The organism is Pantoea rodasii (genome assembly GCF_002095465.1).
GTDB lineage: Bacteria > Pseudomonadota > Gammaproteobacteria > Enterobacterales > Enterobacteriaceae > Pantoea > Pantoea rodasii.
Genome location: NZ_MLFP01000005.1, coordinates 15,867 through 32,710, shown reverse-complemented (window position 1 = coordinate 32,710; position 16,844 = coordinate 15,867). Strand labels below are relative to the sequence as shown.

General features: G+C 55.1%; 9 protein-coding genes and 3 pseudogenes. 2 read left to right on the top strand and 10 right to left on the bottom strand.

The window, feature by feature from the left end:
- Positions 1-92 precede the first annotated feature (92 nt).
- The 5 genes and pseudogenes from gsiD to HA45_RS08395 form a co-directional block, all read right to left on the bottom strand.
- Complete coding sequence (gsiD, locus tag HA45_RS08415; protein WP_100702532.1) at positions 93-998, bottom strand: glutathione ABC transporter permease GsiD; 906 nt, start codon at positions 996-998, stop codon at positions 93-95.
- Positions 999-1,008: 10 nt separating this feature from the next.
- Complete coding sequence (gene gsiC / locus HA45_RS08410) at positions 1,009-1,929, bottom strand: glutathione ABC transporter permease GsiC (RefSeq protein WP_100702531.1); 921 nt, start codon at positions 1,927-1,929, stop codon at positions 1,009-1,011.
- A gap of 49 nt (positions 1,930-1,978) precedes the next feature.
- The gene (gene gsiB / locus HA45_RS08405) at positions 1,979-3,514 is read right to left on the bottom strand and encodes a glutathione ABC transporter substrate-binding protein GsiB (protein ID WP_100702530.1); all 1,536 of its coding nucleotides are present in this window, start codon (positions 3,512-3,514) and stop codon (positions 1,979-1,981) included.
- 64 nt (positions 3,515-3,578) lie between these two features.
- A pseudogene (gsiA, locus tag HA45_RS08400) lies at positions 3,579-5,434 on the bottom strand (glutathione ABC transporter ATP-binding protein GsiA).
- 9 nt (positions 5,435-5,443) lie between these two features.
- Positions 5,444-6,408 (bottom strand): annotated as a pseudogene (locus HA45_RS08395) (isoaspartyl peptidase/L-asparaginase family protein).
- 227 nt (positions 6,409-6,635) lie between these two features.
- Here HA45_RS08395 and moeA point away from each other — a divergent pair.
- Entirely contained in the window at positions 6,636-7,871 is a 1,236-nt protein-coding gene (moeA, locus tag HA45_RS08390; protein ID WP_100702527.1) for a molybdopterin molybdotransferase MoeA, read from the top strand.
- Positions 7,871-8,626 (top strand): molybdopterin-synthase adenylyltransferase MoeB, encoded by a 756-nt coding sequence (moeB, locus tag HA45_RS08385; protein WP_100702526.1) that lies wholly within the window; start codon positions 7,871-7,873, stop codon positions 8,624-8,626. The genes moeA and moeB overlap by 1 nt, the downstream gene beginning before the upstream one ends.
- A 1,026-nt stretch (positions 8,627-9,652) precedes the next feature.
- On the opposite strand, the gene HA45_RS08380 is transcribed toward moeB, so the two are convergent.
- The 5 genes and pseudogenes from HA45_RS08380 to HA45_RS08360 all read right to left on the bottom strand — a co-directional run bounded on the left by HA45_RS08380 (position 9,653) and on the right by HA45_RS08360 (position 16,680).
- The gene (locus HA45_RS08380) at positions 9,653-11,245 is read right to left on the bottom strand and encodes an ABC-F family ATPase (RefSeq protein ID WP_100702525.1); all 1,593 of its coding nucleotides are present in this window, start codon (positions 11,243-11,245) and stop codon (positions 9,653-9,655) included.
- A gap of 185 nt (positions 11,246-11,430) precedes the next feature.
- Positions 11,431-11,832 carry an H-NS family histone-like protein gene (locus tag HA45_RS08375; protein WP_100702524.1) on the bottom strand — a complete coding sequence of 134 codons (402 nt, stop codon included), beginning with the start codon at positions 11,830-11,832 and terminating at the stop codon, positions 11,431-11,433.
- Positions 11,833-12,467: 635 nt separating this feature from the next.
- Positions 12,468-13,983: pseudogene (locus HA45_RS08370) on the bottom strand (efflux transporter outer membrane subunit).
- Position 13,984: 1 nt separating this feature from the next.
- The gene (locus tag HA45_RS08365; protein WP_100702522.1) at positions 13,985-15,553 is read right to left on the bottom strand and encodes a DHA2 family efflux MFS transporter permease subunit; all 1,569 of its coding nucleotides are present in this window, start codon (positions 15,551-15,553) and stop codon (positions 13,985-13,987) included.
- On the bottom strand, positions 15,550-16,680 hold the full coding sequence (locus tag HA45_RS08360; protein WP_100702521.1) for an HlyD family secretion protein: 1,131 nt from the start codon (positions 16,678-16,680) through the stop codon (positions 15,550-15,552). Before HA45_RS08360 ends, HA45_RS08365 begins: the two co-directional genes overlap by 4 nt.
- Between the last annotated feature and the right edge of the window lie 164 nt (positions 16,681-16,844).

Genomic DNA, 16,844 nt, shown 5'->3' with positions numbered 1-16,844 from the left:
AACGAAAAAAGCTGCCACTTTTAACCGTGACAGCCTTTGCGAAAATGACCTCAGCTGATGAGCACTGCACCATAAATGGCGTGCGAAAGAGATCAGGTCTTTAACTTCGGATCCAACGCATCTCGCAGACCATCGCCCAACAGATTAAACGCCAGTACCGTCAGGAAAATCGCCAGACTGGGGAAGATCGCCACATGTGGCGCAATCACCATATCGGCACGCGCTTCATTGAGCATTGCGCCCCACTCCGGCGTGGGCGGCTGCGCCCCCATCCCGAGGAAAGACAAACTCGCTGCCGTGATGATTGACGTCCCGATACGCATGGTGAAATACACCACAATCGATGACACCGTACCGGGCAGAATGTGACGCATAATAATCGTCCAGTCGGATGCGCCGATACTGCGGGCAGATTCAATAAAGGTTTGGTGTTTTAGCACCAACGTATTACCCCGGACCAGACGAGCAAACGCCGGAACGCTGAAAATCGCCACCGCCACAATCACGTTGCTCATGCCGCTGCCCATGATCGCCACCACCGCAATCGCCAGCAGAATGCCGGGGAAAGCAAACAGCACGTCACAGATACGCATGGTGATCCGATCCCACCAGCCTTCGTAATACCCGGCCAGCAAACCCAGCAACGTGCCAATCAGCGCACCGATTGCCACCGAGAAGAACCCGGCAATCAGTGAGATGCGCGTACCCACTAGCACGCGACTGAAAATGTCACGCCCCAGCGAATCCACGCCAAACCAATGCATCATTGACGGCCCGTCATTCAGCCGGTCGTAATCAAAATAGTTTTCTGCATCAAACGGGGCAATAAATGGGGCAACAAACGCCACCACAATCAACAGCAGCACAAATAAGCCTGCCACCATCGCCACGTGCTGATGGCGAAAGCGGCGCCAGAATTCGCGCCACGGCGTACGTACCCGGGTTTCCGTCATCATCGGCATGGTTTTCAATGCCGCTGCGCGTCGCCAGTTCTTCAATTGCGACTCCTTATCTGTAACGGATGGCCGGGTTGATCGCCGCATACAGCATATCGACAATCAAATTAATCAAAATAAACTCCAGCGAAAACAGCAACACCTCGGCCTGAATCACCGGATAATCACGCATCTCCACCGAATCCACCAACAAGCGGCCTAAACCGGGCCAGTTGAACACCACTTCCACCACAATCGAGCCACCCAGCAGGAAACCAAACTGCAGGCCCATCATGGTCACCACCGGGATCATCGCGTTACGCAGGCCGTGTTTGACCACCACCAGCGACTCACGTACCCCTTTGGCGCGCGCGGTGCGCATATAATCTTCCTGCATCACCTCGACAAACGAGGCGCGGGTAAAGCGTGCCATCACCGCCGCCACGGCTGCACCCAAGGTTATGGACGGCAAAATATAGTGTTTCCAGCTGTCGGCACCGACGGTCGGCAGCCAACCCAGCTCAACAGAAAACACCTGCATCAGCAGCATGCCTAAGGCGAAAGCGGGAAAAGAGATACCGGATACGGCCAGCGTCATGCCAATACGATCGGGCCAGCGGTTGCGCCAGACGGCGGATGTAATGCCGATGGTCATACCGAAAATCACCGCCCACACCATGCTGGTCAGCGTCAGCCACAGCGTCGGGAAGAAGCGCGCGGCAATCTCTTCCGAGACCGGACGTTTCGACACCATCGACTGGCCGAAATCTCCCTGCAAGGCATGGATAATATAGTGCCAGAACTGCTGGATCAGCGGCTGATCGAGACCCAACTCCTGACGCACCAGCGCCACCACGGAGGCATCCGCTTCCGGGCCAGCAATCAGGCGCGCCGGATCGCCCGGCAACAGGTGAACAAACAGGAACACCAGCACCGCGACAATCAGCAGCGTGGGGATCAGCCCCAATAATCGTTTGAGAAAATAGTTGAGCATGCAAAATCCTGAGCAGCAGCGGCCAGCCTCGCAAGGCTGGCCGCGCCTGTTACTTCAGATCCGCCTCATCAAAATTGAATGAGGTGTCGGGCATGACATAAAAACCGGTGAGGTTTTTATTGTTCGCGGAGAGCAACTGCTCAACCACCAGCGGGATCCACGGATGATCGTTCCAGATACGATCCTGAGCGTCTTTGTACAGTTTGGCTTTCTGCTCACGATCGGTGGTCTTCAATGCATCACCCAGATCTTTATCCACCTGCGGATTGCTGTAGAACGCCGTGTTAAAGATGGCTGGCGGCCAGGAGGTGGTGGCAAACAGTGGCGTCAGTGCCCAGTCTGCTTCACCGGTCGAAGCCGACCAGCCAGTGTAGAACATGCGGACACCGCTCTCTTTCTGCCCTTTGCTCTCGACTTCTGCGGCACGCTGGCCGGCATCCATCGCGGTGACTTTAACCTTCACGCCGACCTGCGCCAGCTGCTGCTGAGTGAACTGCAACACTTTCTGCGCGGTGCTGTGGTTGTGAGATGACCACAACGTGGTTTCGAAACCTTTCGGGAAGCCGGCTTCTTTCAACAGCTCACGCGCTTTGGCCGGATCGTATTTAATCGCCGGGTATTTCTGCGCAAAATCGATAGCCGGTGGCACGATGCCGGTGGCTGGCGTGGCGTAACCAGCAAACGCCACTTTGACCAGCGCCTCACGGTTGATGGCATATTCCAGCGCTTCACGCACTTTCGGGTTATCAAACGGCTTTTGCGTCACGTTGAGGCTGATATAACGCTGCATGATCGATGGCGTGGTGACCACATCGAGCTTGCTGTTGCCCTGCAGCAGTTTGGCCTGCTCAAACGGCACCGGGAAAGCAAAGGTCGCTTCGCCAGTCTGCAACATCGCCGCACGGGTGTTGTTGTCTACCACCGGGCGGAAAGTGATGCTATCCAGCTTCGGATACCCTTTTTTCCAGTAGCCATCCCACTTCTTCACTTTGACGAAGTCGGTCTGATTCCAGGTGACAAACTCATACGGGCCGGTACCGACCGGATGGAAACCAATGTCCTTGCCGTATTTCTTCAGCGCGGTGGGTGAAATCATTACGGCCGCCGGGTGCGCCAGATTGTTGATGAAGGCCGAGAACGGCTGCTTCAGCGTAATCTTCACTGTGGTCGGATCCACCGCTTCGGTGCTGGCGACATACTTAAACAGGTTATAACGCTTGAGGTGATTGTCTGGATTGCTGGCACGATCGATGTTGGCCTTCACCGCTTCCGCGTTGAAATCGGTGCCATCCTGGAACTTCACGCCTGAGCGCAGTTTGATGGTGTAGGTTAAGCCATCGCTGCTCGCCTGATAGCTTTCAGCCAACACGTTTTGCAGCTTCATGTCTTTATCGAAGCCGAACAGTCCCTGATAGAACGCTTTGGCCACCGACTGCGACAATGTGTCATTGGCGTCGTACGGGTCCATAGTGGTAAAGGTTGACGCCACAGCAATCACCGCGTCCTTCGCTGCCCACGCTGGCATTGCCAACGCTGAACTCAACAACCCGGCAGTGATAACCCCTTTTCGCATAATATGGTGCATTATTATCGTTCTCCTGTAATCCCTGTCATGCGCGACATCCGTGGATGACGCGGTTGCTTGCTGCTCAGGCACCGCTAATGGCGTGACGGGCAACGAAATGCCCCGGCGCCACTTCCAGTAACGGCGCCACTTCTGGCTCATCACCCAATGGGCGAATCGGGCTGGGGATCTCATCCACCATTAACGCCCGTTCGCGATGACGGTGCGCCGGATCGGCGACTGGCACCGCGGCCATCAGTTTTTGGTATAGGGATGGCGCGGCTGCTCAAATACCGCCTGGCGCGGCCCCATTTCCACAATCTGTCCGAGATACATTACGGCCACGCGATGGCTGATGCGTTCTACCACCGCCATATCGTGAGAAATAAATAAGAAGGCGATGCCAAATTCGCGCTGCAGGTCGAGCATCAGATTGATGATTTGCGCCTGAATCGACACATCCAGCGCCGAGACTGACTCATCGGCAATCACCACTTTAGGGTTCAATGCTAGTGCGCGGGCGATGCAGATGCGCTGGCGTTGGCCGCCTGAAAACTCGTGTGGATAGCGCTGCGCATGCTCCGGCAGTAAACCGACGCGCTCCAGCAGCCAGGCTACACGCTTCTCCGCCTGTCGCCGATCCATGGTTTTGTGCACCAGCAGTGGTTCCATAATCGAGAAACCCACCGTCAGGCGCGGATCGAGGGAGGCGTAAGGATCCTGAAAAATGAACTGAATATCGCGACGCAGCGACGCCAGCGCATTGCCCTGCAACGCATCAATACGCTGGCCATTGAAGGTAATGGTGCCGCCCTGGCTGGCGACTAAGCGCAGCAACGAACGGCCAGTAGTGGATTTTCCGCAGCCGGATTCGCCCACCAGCGCCAGCGTCTCGCCAGCGTGCAGATCAAAGCTGACCTTCTCCACCGCATGCACGCGGCGCTTCACGCGATTGAGTAAACCCCCACGGATATCAAAGCGCGTGACCAGGTCGCGCACCTGCAAGATCGGTGGCTCATCACTGCGCACTGTATCCTGGGGTGTGGCAATCTCTTCTCGGCCATTGGTGTGCAGCAAGGGGAATTTAGCCGGCAGCGGCTGGCCGCTCATCGCACCCAACTTCGGCACCGCCGCCAGCAAGGCGCGGGTGTAAGGTTGCTGCGGCGCATCAAACAGTTGCTGCACCGGCGCGCGTTCAACCACATCGCCGCGATACATCACCTGCACGCGATCGGCCATCTCCGCCACCACGCCCATATCGTGAGTGATAAAAATCACCCCCATCTGCATCTCTTTTTGCAGTACGCGAATCAGCTGCAGAATTTGCGCCTGAATGGTGACGTCCAGCGCGGTGGTGGGCTCATCGGCAATCAGCAACGCCGGTTTGCACGATAGCGCCATGGCAATCATCACGCGTTGACGCATGCCGCCAGACAACTGGTGTGGATAACGCGACAACACGTTGTGAGCTTCGGGAATGCGCACCAAATCCAGCATACGCTGCGCTTCGGCCTGCGCCTGCTGATGGCTTTTGCCCTGATGTAATCGGATGGATTCGGCGATCTGCTCGCCCACGGTAAACACCGGGTTAAGCGAAGTCATCGGCTCCTGGAAAATCATCGCCATATCGGCGCCGCGCACTTTGCGCATCTGGCTGGCGGAGGCACGCATCACGTCCAGCACCTCGCCGTTACGCCGACGCAGCTGAATTTCACCGCTGACGTCGCCGCCCGCCTGCTGAATCAAACGCATCAACGCCAGCGACGTCACTGATTTCCCTGAACCGGATTCGCCAACCAGCGCCAGGGTTTCTCCCCGATGCAAATCCAGTGACAGGTTGCGCACCGCTTCTGTGATGCGTCCTTCGTGCTCGAAACGCACGTTGAGATCGCGCACCGCCAGAACTTGCTCCGGTGCAAACTGCTGATGCTGCTCCGTCATGCCTGCTCCTTAGCTATCGCGGTAAATCGCTACCTCAACTTCGCCACCGACATAAGCGAATCCCCGGTACATCCCTTCACTGTTAAATGGCAATACCACGTTGCCATGGCTATCGATGGCGATCAGTCCACCGCTGCCCTCCAGCTCCTGCACTTTGTCGTGAATGACGTTAGCCGTGGCCTGTTGCAAGCTACGACCGCCATACTCCATCTGTGCAGAAACGTCATAAGCGGCCAGCGTGCGGATAAACACTTCACCCGTGCCGGTGCATGACACGGCAACGGTCGCATTGTTAGCGTAGCAGCCCGCGCCGACTAACGGGGAATCTCCCACGCGTCCCACCTGCTTGTTGGTCATTCCACCGGTTGAGGTGGCGGCAGCCAGATTACCCTGAAGATCGAGCGCCACCGCGCCCACCGTGCCGAATTTGCGATCGGGGTCGAGCGGATCGTCACTGTGACTTTGCGCCGCGCCATCATGATCCAGCACCATCTGCTGACTGCTCAGCGCACGCTGTAACTGCTCCCAGCGTTCGGGCGTGGAGAAATAATCCGCCGCAACCCGCTCCAGCCCCTGTTCAGCGGCAAAGGCTTCTGCGCCCGCGCCGATAAACAGCACGTGCGGGCTATTTTCCATCACTTTACGCGCCGCCAGGATCGGGTTACGAATGTGGCTGACGCCCGCGACCGCACCGACATCAAGGGTGCGGCCATCCATAATGCTGGCATCCAATTCGTGGGTGCCTGATGGGTAAACACCGCGCCTTTGCCTGCGTTAAACAGTGGGCACTCTTCCAGCAGCCGCACCGCTTCAGTGACCGCATCCAGCGCGCTGCCGCCTGCCGCAAGGATTTGCTGGCCAGCGGTAACGATTGCGTTCAGTTGCTGACGATAGTGCTGCTCTTTTTCGGCGCTCATGGCGGCACGCGTGATTGCGCCCGCACCGCCGTGAATTGCGATAACTGCTTTAGCCATAACCGGTACCCTGTCAGGAAATCAGAACCAAAAACACTGATTTAGAATGGTTTTCATCTTTTTTTGGCAATTTTCGACTATAGAAAGCCACTCCCGGCTTGTAAAGCAGAAAGTGTATCTCCGGTCATAACCTTTTAATGTGGATTATGCTTTTTAGTCGCATGTGACTCGGCAGACAAATGCCACCATAATAGGCAGCATCTGAAATTCATCACGCAGAGACAGACATGGAACCTTTCACCGCAGGATTAATCTCCCTTGAAGACGCGCAGCAAAAAATGCTGCAACAACTCACGCCCATCAGCGATTGCCTCAGCGTCTCGCTGTTTGAAGCAGCGGGACGCATCACGGCGAAACCAGTCACTTCCCCGTTGGATGTGCCACCGTTTGATAACTCGGCAATGGACGGTTATGCCGTACGCCTGAGCGATATCTCACCGGAACGCGTATTTCCCGTTGCGGGCAAAGCCTTTGCCGGTGCACCGTTCAACGGCGAATGGCCGGCCGGCAGCGTGATTCGCATTATGACCGGTGCGCCGATTCCTGCGGGCTGTGACGCGGTGGTGATGCAGGAACAAACCGAACAGCGCGATGGCGGCATCGTCATCACCGCCGCCGTGGCCGCCGGGCAAAATATCCGCCGTATCGGTGAAGACATTCAGGCCGGTAAACAGGTGCTGGATGCCGGCGTGCGTCTCGGTGCCGCCGAGTTGCCGCTGCTGGCTTCACTGGGTATTGCCGAAGTCAGCGTGCTGCGCAAACTGCGCGTAGCGATTTTTTCCACCGGCGATGAACTGCAGGCGGTTGGCCAACCTTTGGCAGACGGACAAATCTACGACACCAATCGCTTCACCGTATCGCTGATGCTCAACAAACTGGGCTGCGAAGTAATCGATCTCGGTGTGATTGCAGACGACCCCGAGGCGCTGCGTAAAGCGTTCAACGAGGCCGATCGTCAGGCAGATGTGGTGATCAGCACCGGCGGCGTATCCGTCGGCGAAGCGGATTTCACCAAAGCGATGCTGGAAGAGTTAGGCGCGATTACCTTCTGGAAGCTGGCGATGAAGCCGGGCAAACCTTTCGCCTTTGGCCGTCTGGCCAACAGCTGGTTCTGCGGTTTGCCAGGCAATCCGGTTTCTGCCGCCGTGACCTTCTATCAGCTGGTGCAGCCATTACTCGCCACCCTCACCGGCCAGACCACGCGCATTATGCCGCTGCGCCAACGCGCTCGCGCTACCCAGCGCTTGAAGAAATCGCCCGGTCGCCTCGATTTCCAGCGTGGCATTCTCAGCCGCGCGGAAGACGGTGTGCTGGAAGTGCGCAGCACCGGCGCCCAGGGTTCGCACGTGTTTAGCTCTTTCGCCCTGGCCGACTGCTTTATTGTGCTGGATCGCGACCGTGCGGATGTGGAGCCCGGCGAATGGGTTGAGATAGAAGTATTCAATAGCCTGCTGGAGGGCTAATGAGCGTCGAACTGAGCGATGAGGAGATGCTGCGCTATAACCGTCAGATCGTGCTGCGGGGTTTTGATTTCGACGGTCAGGAGAAGCTCAAAGCCTCACGCGTGTTGATCGTTGGTCTCGGCGGGCTCGGTTGTGCCGCAGCACCCTATCTGGCTTCGGCTGGCGTGGGTCATCTTACTTTGCTGGATTTCGACACCGTCAGCCTCAGCAATTTACAGCGCCAGATTCTGCACAGCGATGCCACCATTGGCCTGGCCAAAGTGGAATCTGCGCGTCAGCAGCTGGCGGCGATTAACCCACATTGCCAGCTCGAAGCGATTGATGCACAGCTGGATGATGACCAACTCAGCGCCCTGATCGCACGCCATGATGCGGTGCTGGACTGCACGGATAACGTCAGTGCGCGTGAACAGATCAATCGTTTGTGTTTCCTGCACAAAGTGCCGCTGATTTCCGGCGCAGCCATTCGTATGGAAGGTCAGCTCAGCGTATTTACCTGGCAGCCGGGCGAACCCTGTTATCGCTGCATTAGCCGCTTGTTTGGCGATCAGACATTAAGCTGCGTGGAAGCAGGCGTGTTGGCGCCGTTAGTGGGCGTGATTGGCGCGATGCAATCTTTAGAGGCAATAAAAGTGCTGACCGCATTGGGGCAACCGGCCAGGGCACGCTTGTTGATCTACGATGCGATGAGTGCGGAATTCCGCAACATGAAAGTGATGCAGGACAGGCATTGCGAGGTGTGCGGCCAGAAATAAGTTGGATGCTGAAGGCCACGAGTCGGGTCAGTCAAGGTCAGCCCGATCGCAAGGTCACTAAGGATTCAGCAACCGCGTTTGCATGGATGGGTGTATGTGGATTTGGTTGTTTTCGCTGAAGGTCGGGTGCTGGGTCAGATAAGGTCCGCCCGATCGCAAAGGAAACCGGCATCCATGCCGATCGGCTGGGCCATCCGTGGCCCAGACGCTTTGCTCTTCGGGCGAACCTTATCTTCCCTATAACCCAGGGTGTTGCTGTATAAACCGCATAAGCCGTGCAGACTGAATTAACCGACATAGAGCACAAATATTGATAAAGGCAGGAATGGTGGGTCCGGAGTAAAGCGTACGCCGCAGGGATGCGGCGGCCGAGGCTACAGGGATGTATTCACGCCGTCTTTACGAAGCGACCCACCATTTATGCCGGAAGGTGCAAGACTCTCAGGCAAGAATGGCAAACCAGTGTAAAGCGCCTATTGGATGGATGTACGTAGGTTTGACTGTTTTCGCTGAAGGTCAGGAGCCGGGTCAGATAAGGTCCGCCCGATCGCAAAGGAAACCGGCATCCATGCCGATCGGCTGGGCCATCCGTGGCCCAGACGCTTTGCTCTTCAGGCGAACCTTATCTTCCCTTTAAACTTTGGTGTTGCTGTTTAAAAAGCGAATCGTCCGCGCGGGCTGAATTAACCTAAAGAGAGCACAAATATTGATAAAGGCAGGAATGGTGGGTCCGGAGTAAAGCGTTCGCCGCAGGGATGCGGCGGCCGAGGCTACAGGGATGTATTCACGCCGTCTTTACGGAGTGGCCCACCATTTGTGCCTGAAGGTGCAGGACTCGCAGGCAGGAATGGCGAACCGAGTACAACACTCCGCTACAGGGGCTTGCCCATAAGGATGTATTCACACCCTCTTTACGGAGTGGCCACCATTTGTGCCTGAGGATGCAGGACTCTCAGGCAGGAATGGCAAACCAGAGTAAAGCGCCCACAACAGAGATGCGGTGGGCGAGGCTAAAATAAAGCTATTTTAAACAATACCCTGACTACGCAGATAATCTTCGTAGTTGCCGGTGAAGTCGACGATGCGGTCGCCCTTCATCTCCATCACGCGAGTGGCCAGCGAGCTTACAAACTCACGGTCATGTGAGACGAAAATCAAGGTGCCTTCGTAGGCTTCGAGCGCCAGGTTAAGCGACTCAATCGATTCCATATCAAGGTGGTTAGTAGGTTCATCCATCACCAGGATGTTTGGCTTCTGCATCATCAGCTTGCCAAACAGCATGCGGCCTTTCTCACCACCGGACAGTACTTTGGCTGGTTTCTTAATCTCATCGTGACCGAACAGCAGACGGCCCAGAATGCTACGCACCGCTTGCTCGTCATCACCTTCTTGCTTCCACTGGCTCATCCAGTCGAACACGCTCAGGTCATCGGCGAAATCTTCAGCATGATCCTGCGCGTAATAACCAATCAGCGCATTCTCGGACCATTTAACCGTACCGCTGTCTGGCGTCAGTTCGCCCACCAGCGTTTTCAGTAAGGTCGTTTTACCGATACCGTTGGCGCCCAAAATCGCGACTTTTTCCCCGACTTCAACCATCAGGCTAAGTTTGCTAAACAGCGGACCGTTATCAAACCCTTTCGTCATGGCTTCCACTTCCAGCGCATTTCGGAACAATTTCTTGTCCTGATCAAAACGCATATAAGGGTTCTGACGACTTGAAGCTTTGACTTCATCCAGTTTGATTTTATCAATCTGTTTCGCGCGCGAAGTGGCCTGACGCGATTTAGAGGCGTTGGCGCTAAAGCGGCTAACAAAAGATTGCAGATCGGAAATTTGCGCTTTCTTTTTGGCGTTATCAGATAATAAACGTTCACGCGCCTGGGTTGCCGCGGTCATATATTCGTCATAATTACCCGGATACACGCGCAGTTCGCCGTAATCCAGATCCGCCATGTGCGTACACACCATATTCAGGAAGTGGCGGTCATGCGAAATGATGATCATGGTACTGTTACGTTCGTTCAGTACCTGTTCCAGCCAACGAATGGTATCAATATCCAGGTTGTTCGTCGGTTCATCGAGCAGCAAAATATCCGGGTTAGAGAATAATGCCTGTGCCAGCAGCACACGCAGTTTCCAACCTGGCGCGATTTCACTCATCGGACCGTAATGCTGTTCCACTGGAATGCCAACGCCCAGTAATAATTCACCGGCACGTGACTCGGCGCTGTAACCATCCATTTCACCGTATTCAACTTCAAGGTCGGCAACTTTATAGCCTTCCGCTTCGCTCATTTCTGGCAAAGCATATATACGGTCACGCTCTTCCTTCACCGCCCATAATTCAGCGTGACCCATAATCACCGTATCCAGCACGCTAAATTGCTCAAAGGCAAACTGGTCCTGGCGTAACTTACCGATACGCTCGTTAGGGTCGAGGGAAACATTACCGTTGGTCGGTACCAGGTCGCCGCCCAGTATTTTCATGAAGGTCGATTTACCGCTGCCGTTCGCACCGATTAAACCGTAACGATTACCGCCGCCAAACTTAACGGAGATATTCTCAAACAGCGGCTTACTGCCGAACTGCATAGTGATATTGCTGGAAACTAACACGGCATTGACCTTTGTTACGCGATGGAGGAAAAAACAGCGGGCATTATGCCAGAAACGGGCATCAAGACGCCACCTCTGCGCCTGCTGGCGTTAAGATGAGGTACTGAACGCGTTGTTGCAAAAAGAGAAATAAAAAAGCCGAAGGCGATGTCGTCTCCGGCTCCCACTTACAAGGATTGTGCAGATTATTTGATCAGGAAACTGTCCAGGCTTTTACCTGAGTCCAGCGCTTTCTTAATCGCTGCTGGGGTACGGCCCTGGCCGGTCCATGATTTCTCATCACCATTCTCATCGGTGTAAGAATATTTAGCAGGACGTGGAGCACGCTTGGCACGTTTTTTACCGGTTTCCAGCGCACCCAGTAATTCGTTCGGGTCAATACCGTCAGCCAACAGCATTTCACGGTATTTAGACAGCTTCTCTTCTTTTTCGCGGCTCTGTGCTTCTTCAGCGTGAACTTCGTCACGGCGTTCAGTCACTACCACGGTTAATTTTTCCAGAATTTCTTCCAGGTCGGTCAATGGCAGTTCACGAGCCTGCGCACGTAATGTGCGAATGTTGTTCAGAACTTTAAATGCGTCACTCATCACAATGTCCTTGCTTAAGGGGGTAATTAAACTGTAGTGGCAAGATTACCCAATTCAAATAAAAAAATAAATTAATTTATGCGGGCGGATAATTCTTAATAGATTAATTTATTCTCCCGGCCACAGGTTAAAGCTGACGGGCGGCTTTAATTAACGGTGAATTAACAACAGACAGGTTGTGCTACCTCACTGAACAGGTAGCGATTCCAGCGCTTATTCTCGGGGGATAAACAAGCATTTAGCCACTTTCGCAGCCTTAGTCTTGAGTGAAGCTAACGAAAAAAAGATTAATGATGGGTGCGAAAATCTATTTTCATTGGTGATTATTATATTTTTACAGTTGAGAGAAAAATCGCATTTTTCTTGACTCATTACGATAAAAGCCGGCACATGCACCGGCTCTTTAGAGGATAAACCGTCTCCTTAAGTTAAGAGCTTTTCTATACTGCAAAGGTCAACCGCGGTGATGGCTCTTCATTTGACAACCAGTCGTGCAAATAATGCTCAACAGTAACAATGGTAATTCATGTCAGATTGAGAAGTGAAAAATTGCATTGATGAGAAATTAAAAAACTAATTTCAGATGGCATGAATGACAAATGATGGGCGACCTGCAGGCCGCCCGAGACGAGACGTTACGGCACCGTGGTAGCCGGACCAAACACCGAGTAATCAGGTAAATTGACGTTCTGATAAGGTTCCCAGCCGCCGCCTAGCGCTTTGTACAACGCCACCAGGTCCAAGGCGCTCTGCATCCGCGCTTGGGTCGATTGCGCTTCCGCCTGCGCTAACTGGCGCTGTGCATCCAACACGTCAAGGAAGGTAGATATACCCTGCTTGTAGCTATCGCTGGCGAGATCAAACGCGCGCTGTAGCGCGCCGGTGGTTTCATCCAGTGCGGTCACCTGCTGCTGATCGGCACGATAGCTGACCAGCGCATTCTCGACATCCTGCAGCGCGGTCAGCACCGTCTGGCGATAGTCCAACGCGGCATTTGCCTGCTGCGCGCGCGCAGTTTCACACTGGAGACCAAACGTCCGCCCTGGAAGATAGGAATCGAAAGGGATGGCCCAATGCTATAAAAATGGCTGCTCCAGTCATCAAGATAGCTGGCATCTGTGTTGCGCACGCCAAGCTGGCCCGTGAGCGACAGGCTGGGAAACAGATCCGCCACTGAGACACCAATATTGGCGGTCTGTGCATGCAGGTTGGCTTCCGCCTGACGAATATCCGGACGCCGCCGCGCCAGTGTAGAAGGAATCCCCACCGCCACCATTTTCGGCAGCGTGGGTAATGCTTTGTTGTTCATCAACTCGTTATCCAGCGCGCCCGGCGTTTTGCCCAGCAATACTGCTAAGCCATTCATCGCCTGACGTTCCTGCGACTGATACTGCGGCAGCTGGGCGTTGAGTGATGAAAGCTGAGCACGCGCGTTTCCACATCCGTTAACGGAGCCATCCCATTACGCTGCTGGCTTTGCGTCAGTTCCAAGGTTTGCTGCGCCACCTCGATTTGCTGTTGCAGCGTAGCCAGCACCGCTTGTGCGCCACGCAGTTGCAGATAAGCGCGCGCCACCTCCGCTTCCAGCGATACCAACGCATCATTACGTTGCTCAATGGCGGCCTGCTGCTGCGCATCCGCCGCTTCCATTTGACGTCTGACTTTGCCCCACAGATCCAGTTCCCAGCTGGCGTCAAAGCTGCCTTGATACAGCGTGACAGAGTGATCCAGGCCGTTAAGCTGATTCGCGACATCACTATCAACCTGATCGTAGACACCGTTTGATTTCAATATGCCTTTCAATCCCAGCTGCTGGCGCGTCACTTTGGCTGAGCCATTGAGAGAAGGAAATAGTCCACCGCGCGCCTGTGCCAACTGTTCGCGCGCACCCGCGATACGCAGCACCGATTGCTGCAGGGTGAGATTGCCCGCAATGGCGCGCTCAATCAGGCTATCCAACTGCGGATCGTTAAAACTTTTCCACCACAGCGGGTTGGTCGCTGATGCCAGCGGTTTCGACGCCTCCTGAGAAGGCAAATCCCGGTAACTGCCCGGCGTCTGCGCCTGCGGCGGCTGATAATCCGGGCCAACTGCGCAGCCCGCCAACAGCAAAGCCAACGCCACCATGCTTAAGCGCGGAAAAGTGTTCATTTTAGTGTGCTCCTGCACTGCCTTCGCTCTTGATCGGCGAAAGCAACCAACAAAAAGGAATCAACAGCAAGGCCACAATGCTGAGGCCCATAAATACGTCGATGTACGCGAGGATACGCGCCTGCGCAATCATCTCTTTGTACAGCTGACCCGTCGCCAATGTCAGCGGATCGCCCACCGCCGTGGTGAAGTCACGGATCGCTTGCGCCCAGTGTTGCAGCGTGAGATTGAACGGCTCATTCAGCGGCGTCATGTTATGCACCATACTCGCCGACCGCACCTGCATGCGTTCGGTGATCCCCGCCGTCGCCAGTGAAATGCCGATCGATCCGGCCACGTTACGGAACATGGTGAAGAGCGCAGCAGCATCCGCATTGAGTCGCTGCGGCACCGTGATAAAGGCGATGGTGGTCAGCGGCACAAACAGGAAACCCAGCCCGATGGACTGCGCGCTGCGCATCAATACCAGGGTGGTAAAATCAACGTTCGGCGTTAAGGTGGTGGAATAGAAAAACGCGCTGGCAAGACAGGTAAAACCAAAAGCGATGATGTAGCGCGTTTGCACAATGGGCATCAGCTTCAGCACCAGCGGAATGGTCAGCACGATCAATACGGCACCGGGCGACAGCACCAGCCCCGACCAGGTTGCGGTATAGCCAAGATCCTGCTGTGCCAGCTGAGGAAGCACCACTGAGCTGCCGTACAAAATCATCGCCATGCCCGCCATCAGCAAACCGGCGACCCAGAAGTTGCGGTCTTTCATCACCGTGATATCCACCACCGGCTTGCGCGCATACAGCAACCAGTAAATTGCCCCGACAATGCCTATCACCGCGAGCATGCAAAACAGGCGAATAAAGTGCGAGGCGAACCAGTCTTCATCTTCGCCACGGTCGAGGAACACCTGCAAACAGCCGAGGCCAAGGGTAATCAAACTGATGCCGATGTAATCGATCTTGAGCTTGCCCTTCGCCCACTTACGCTCCCACGGCGGATCTTCCAGCAGCTGATAAATCGCCAGCACCGTTAAAATCCCCACCGGGATATTAATAAAGAACACCCAGCGCCAGCTGTAGTTATCGGTGATCCAGCCACCGAGCGTCGGGCCAATCACCGGCGCGACAATAATCGCAATCGAAGAAAGACCAAAGGCTTTGCCGCGATCTTCCGCTTTGAAATAGTCGAGCAGAACGGATTGCTGCACCGGCTGCAAACCGCCGCCAAAAAAGCCCTGCAACACGCGGAACAGAATGATTTGCCATAGCTCGGTGGCGATTCCGCACAGGAACGAGCAGATGGTGAACATCACAATACAGATCAGGAAAAACTGCTTGCGTCCGAACAGTCGGCTAAAGAAGGCGGAGATTGGCAACACAATGCCGTTGGCCACCAAATAGGAGGTCAGTACCCAGGTGGATTCGTCATAACTGGAAGAGAGTGAACCGGCGATATGCGGCAGCGCCACGTTCACGATGGTGGTGTCGAGGATCTCCATAAACACCGCCAGCGTGACCGTGATGGCGACCAGCCAGGGATTGCTGGCCGGACGCCAGCTTTCGCTCGCACTCATTCTACGGTGACCTTCGGTTCAACCGACAGGCCCAGTGGCAGCGGATGATTCGGATCCAATCCTTTATCGATGACAATTTTAACCGGCACGCGTTGCACTATCTTCACGTAGTTACCGGTGGCGTTCTCCGCTGGGAAGGTGGAGAAGCGTGAGCCGGAACCCATCTGCACGCTGTCGACATGTCCTTCCAGCTTCATATCGGGCCAGGCATCAATACTGATATCCACTTTGTCGCCCGGATTCATGCGCGCCAGCTGTGACTCTTTAAAGTTGGCGTTAATCCAGATATCCGGTGACACCAGTGAAAACAGTGCCGTACCGGCTTGCACCAGCGTGCCGACCTGCACATTGCGCTTGGTGACGAATCCATCATAGGGGGCGCGCACCTGGGTGTACGAAAGATTGAGTTCAGCGGTGTTGAGCTGCGCCTGCGCCTGTTCAACCTGTTGCTGACGCGCTTCAACATTGGTTTCTTGCTGGCGAATCTGCAACTGAACCTGTGACGCGACTTCCACCTGCGCTTTGGCGCTTTGCAGTTGGGCTTCAGCAGATCGCAGCTGGGCCGCAGCGGTGTCGATATTGCGCTGCGAGGTGGCGCGCGGATCGACGCCGCGCTGACGGCGATAGTCCGCCTGCGCATTCAAAAGATTGGCCTGGGCTTTGGCTTGATCGGCTAATGCCTGATCGCGCTGCGCCGGATATTGCACGCGTGAGAGCGCTAACTGCGCCTGAGCCTGGTGCAGCTGCGCCTGTGCGAGCCCCAGTTGAGCTTTGGCCTGATCGCGCTGCGCGGCGTTATCACGCGGGTCGATCTCCACCAGTAAATCGCCCTGCTTCACGCGCTGGTTATCTCGCACCAGCAGTTTCACCACATATCCCGCCGCTTTGGGTGCGATGGTGACCGCATCGCCTTCCGTAAAGGCGTCGTCAGTGGTTTCGATATTGCGGGTGGTGATCCAGAACCATAAACCCACCACCAGCATGATCACCACCACGATGGCGAGAATGATCAGCGGCTTTTTGCCGGGGCGTTTTCGTTGCGGTTCATTATTGTCTTGCTGGTTATCTGAAGCGTGCTGCGCATCCTGCTGCTCGCGTGCGGGCGGCTGATTTTGGTTATCACTCATAGGTTGTCATCGCTGGCTGTGATCCCGATCCTCGGGCAAAAACGGTCAACTTAACCTTAGATCGTAAACTGACAAATGTCAGTGCAACTTTACATAAGCCAACAATCAACGCATTTTCTGCCACTAAGGGCGATAACGCGCTGAATAATCAGCGCGTGATGTGA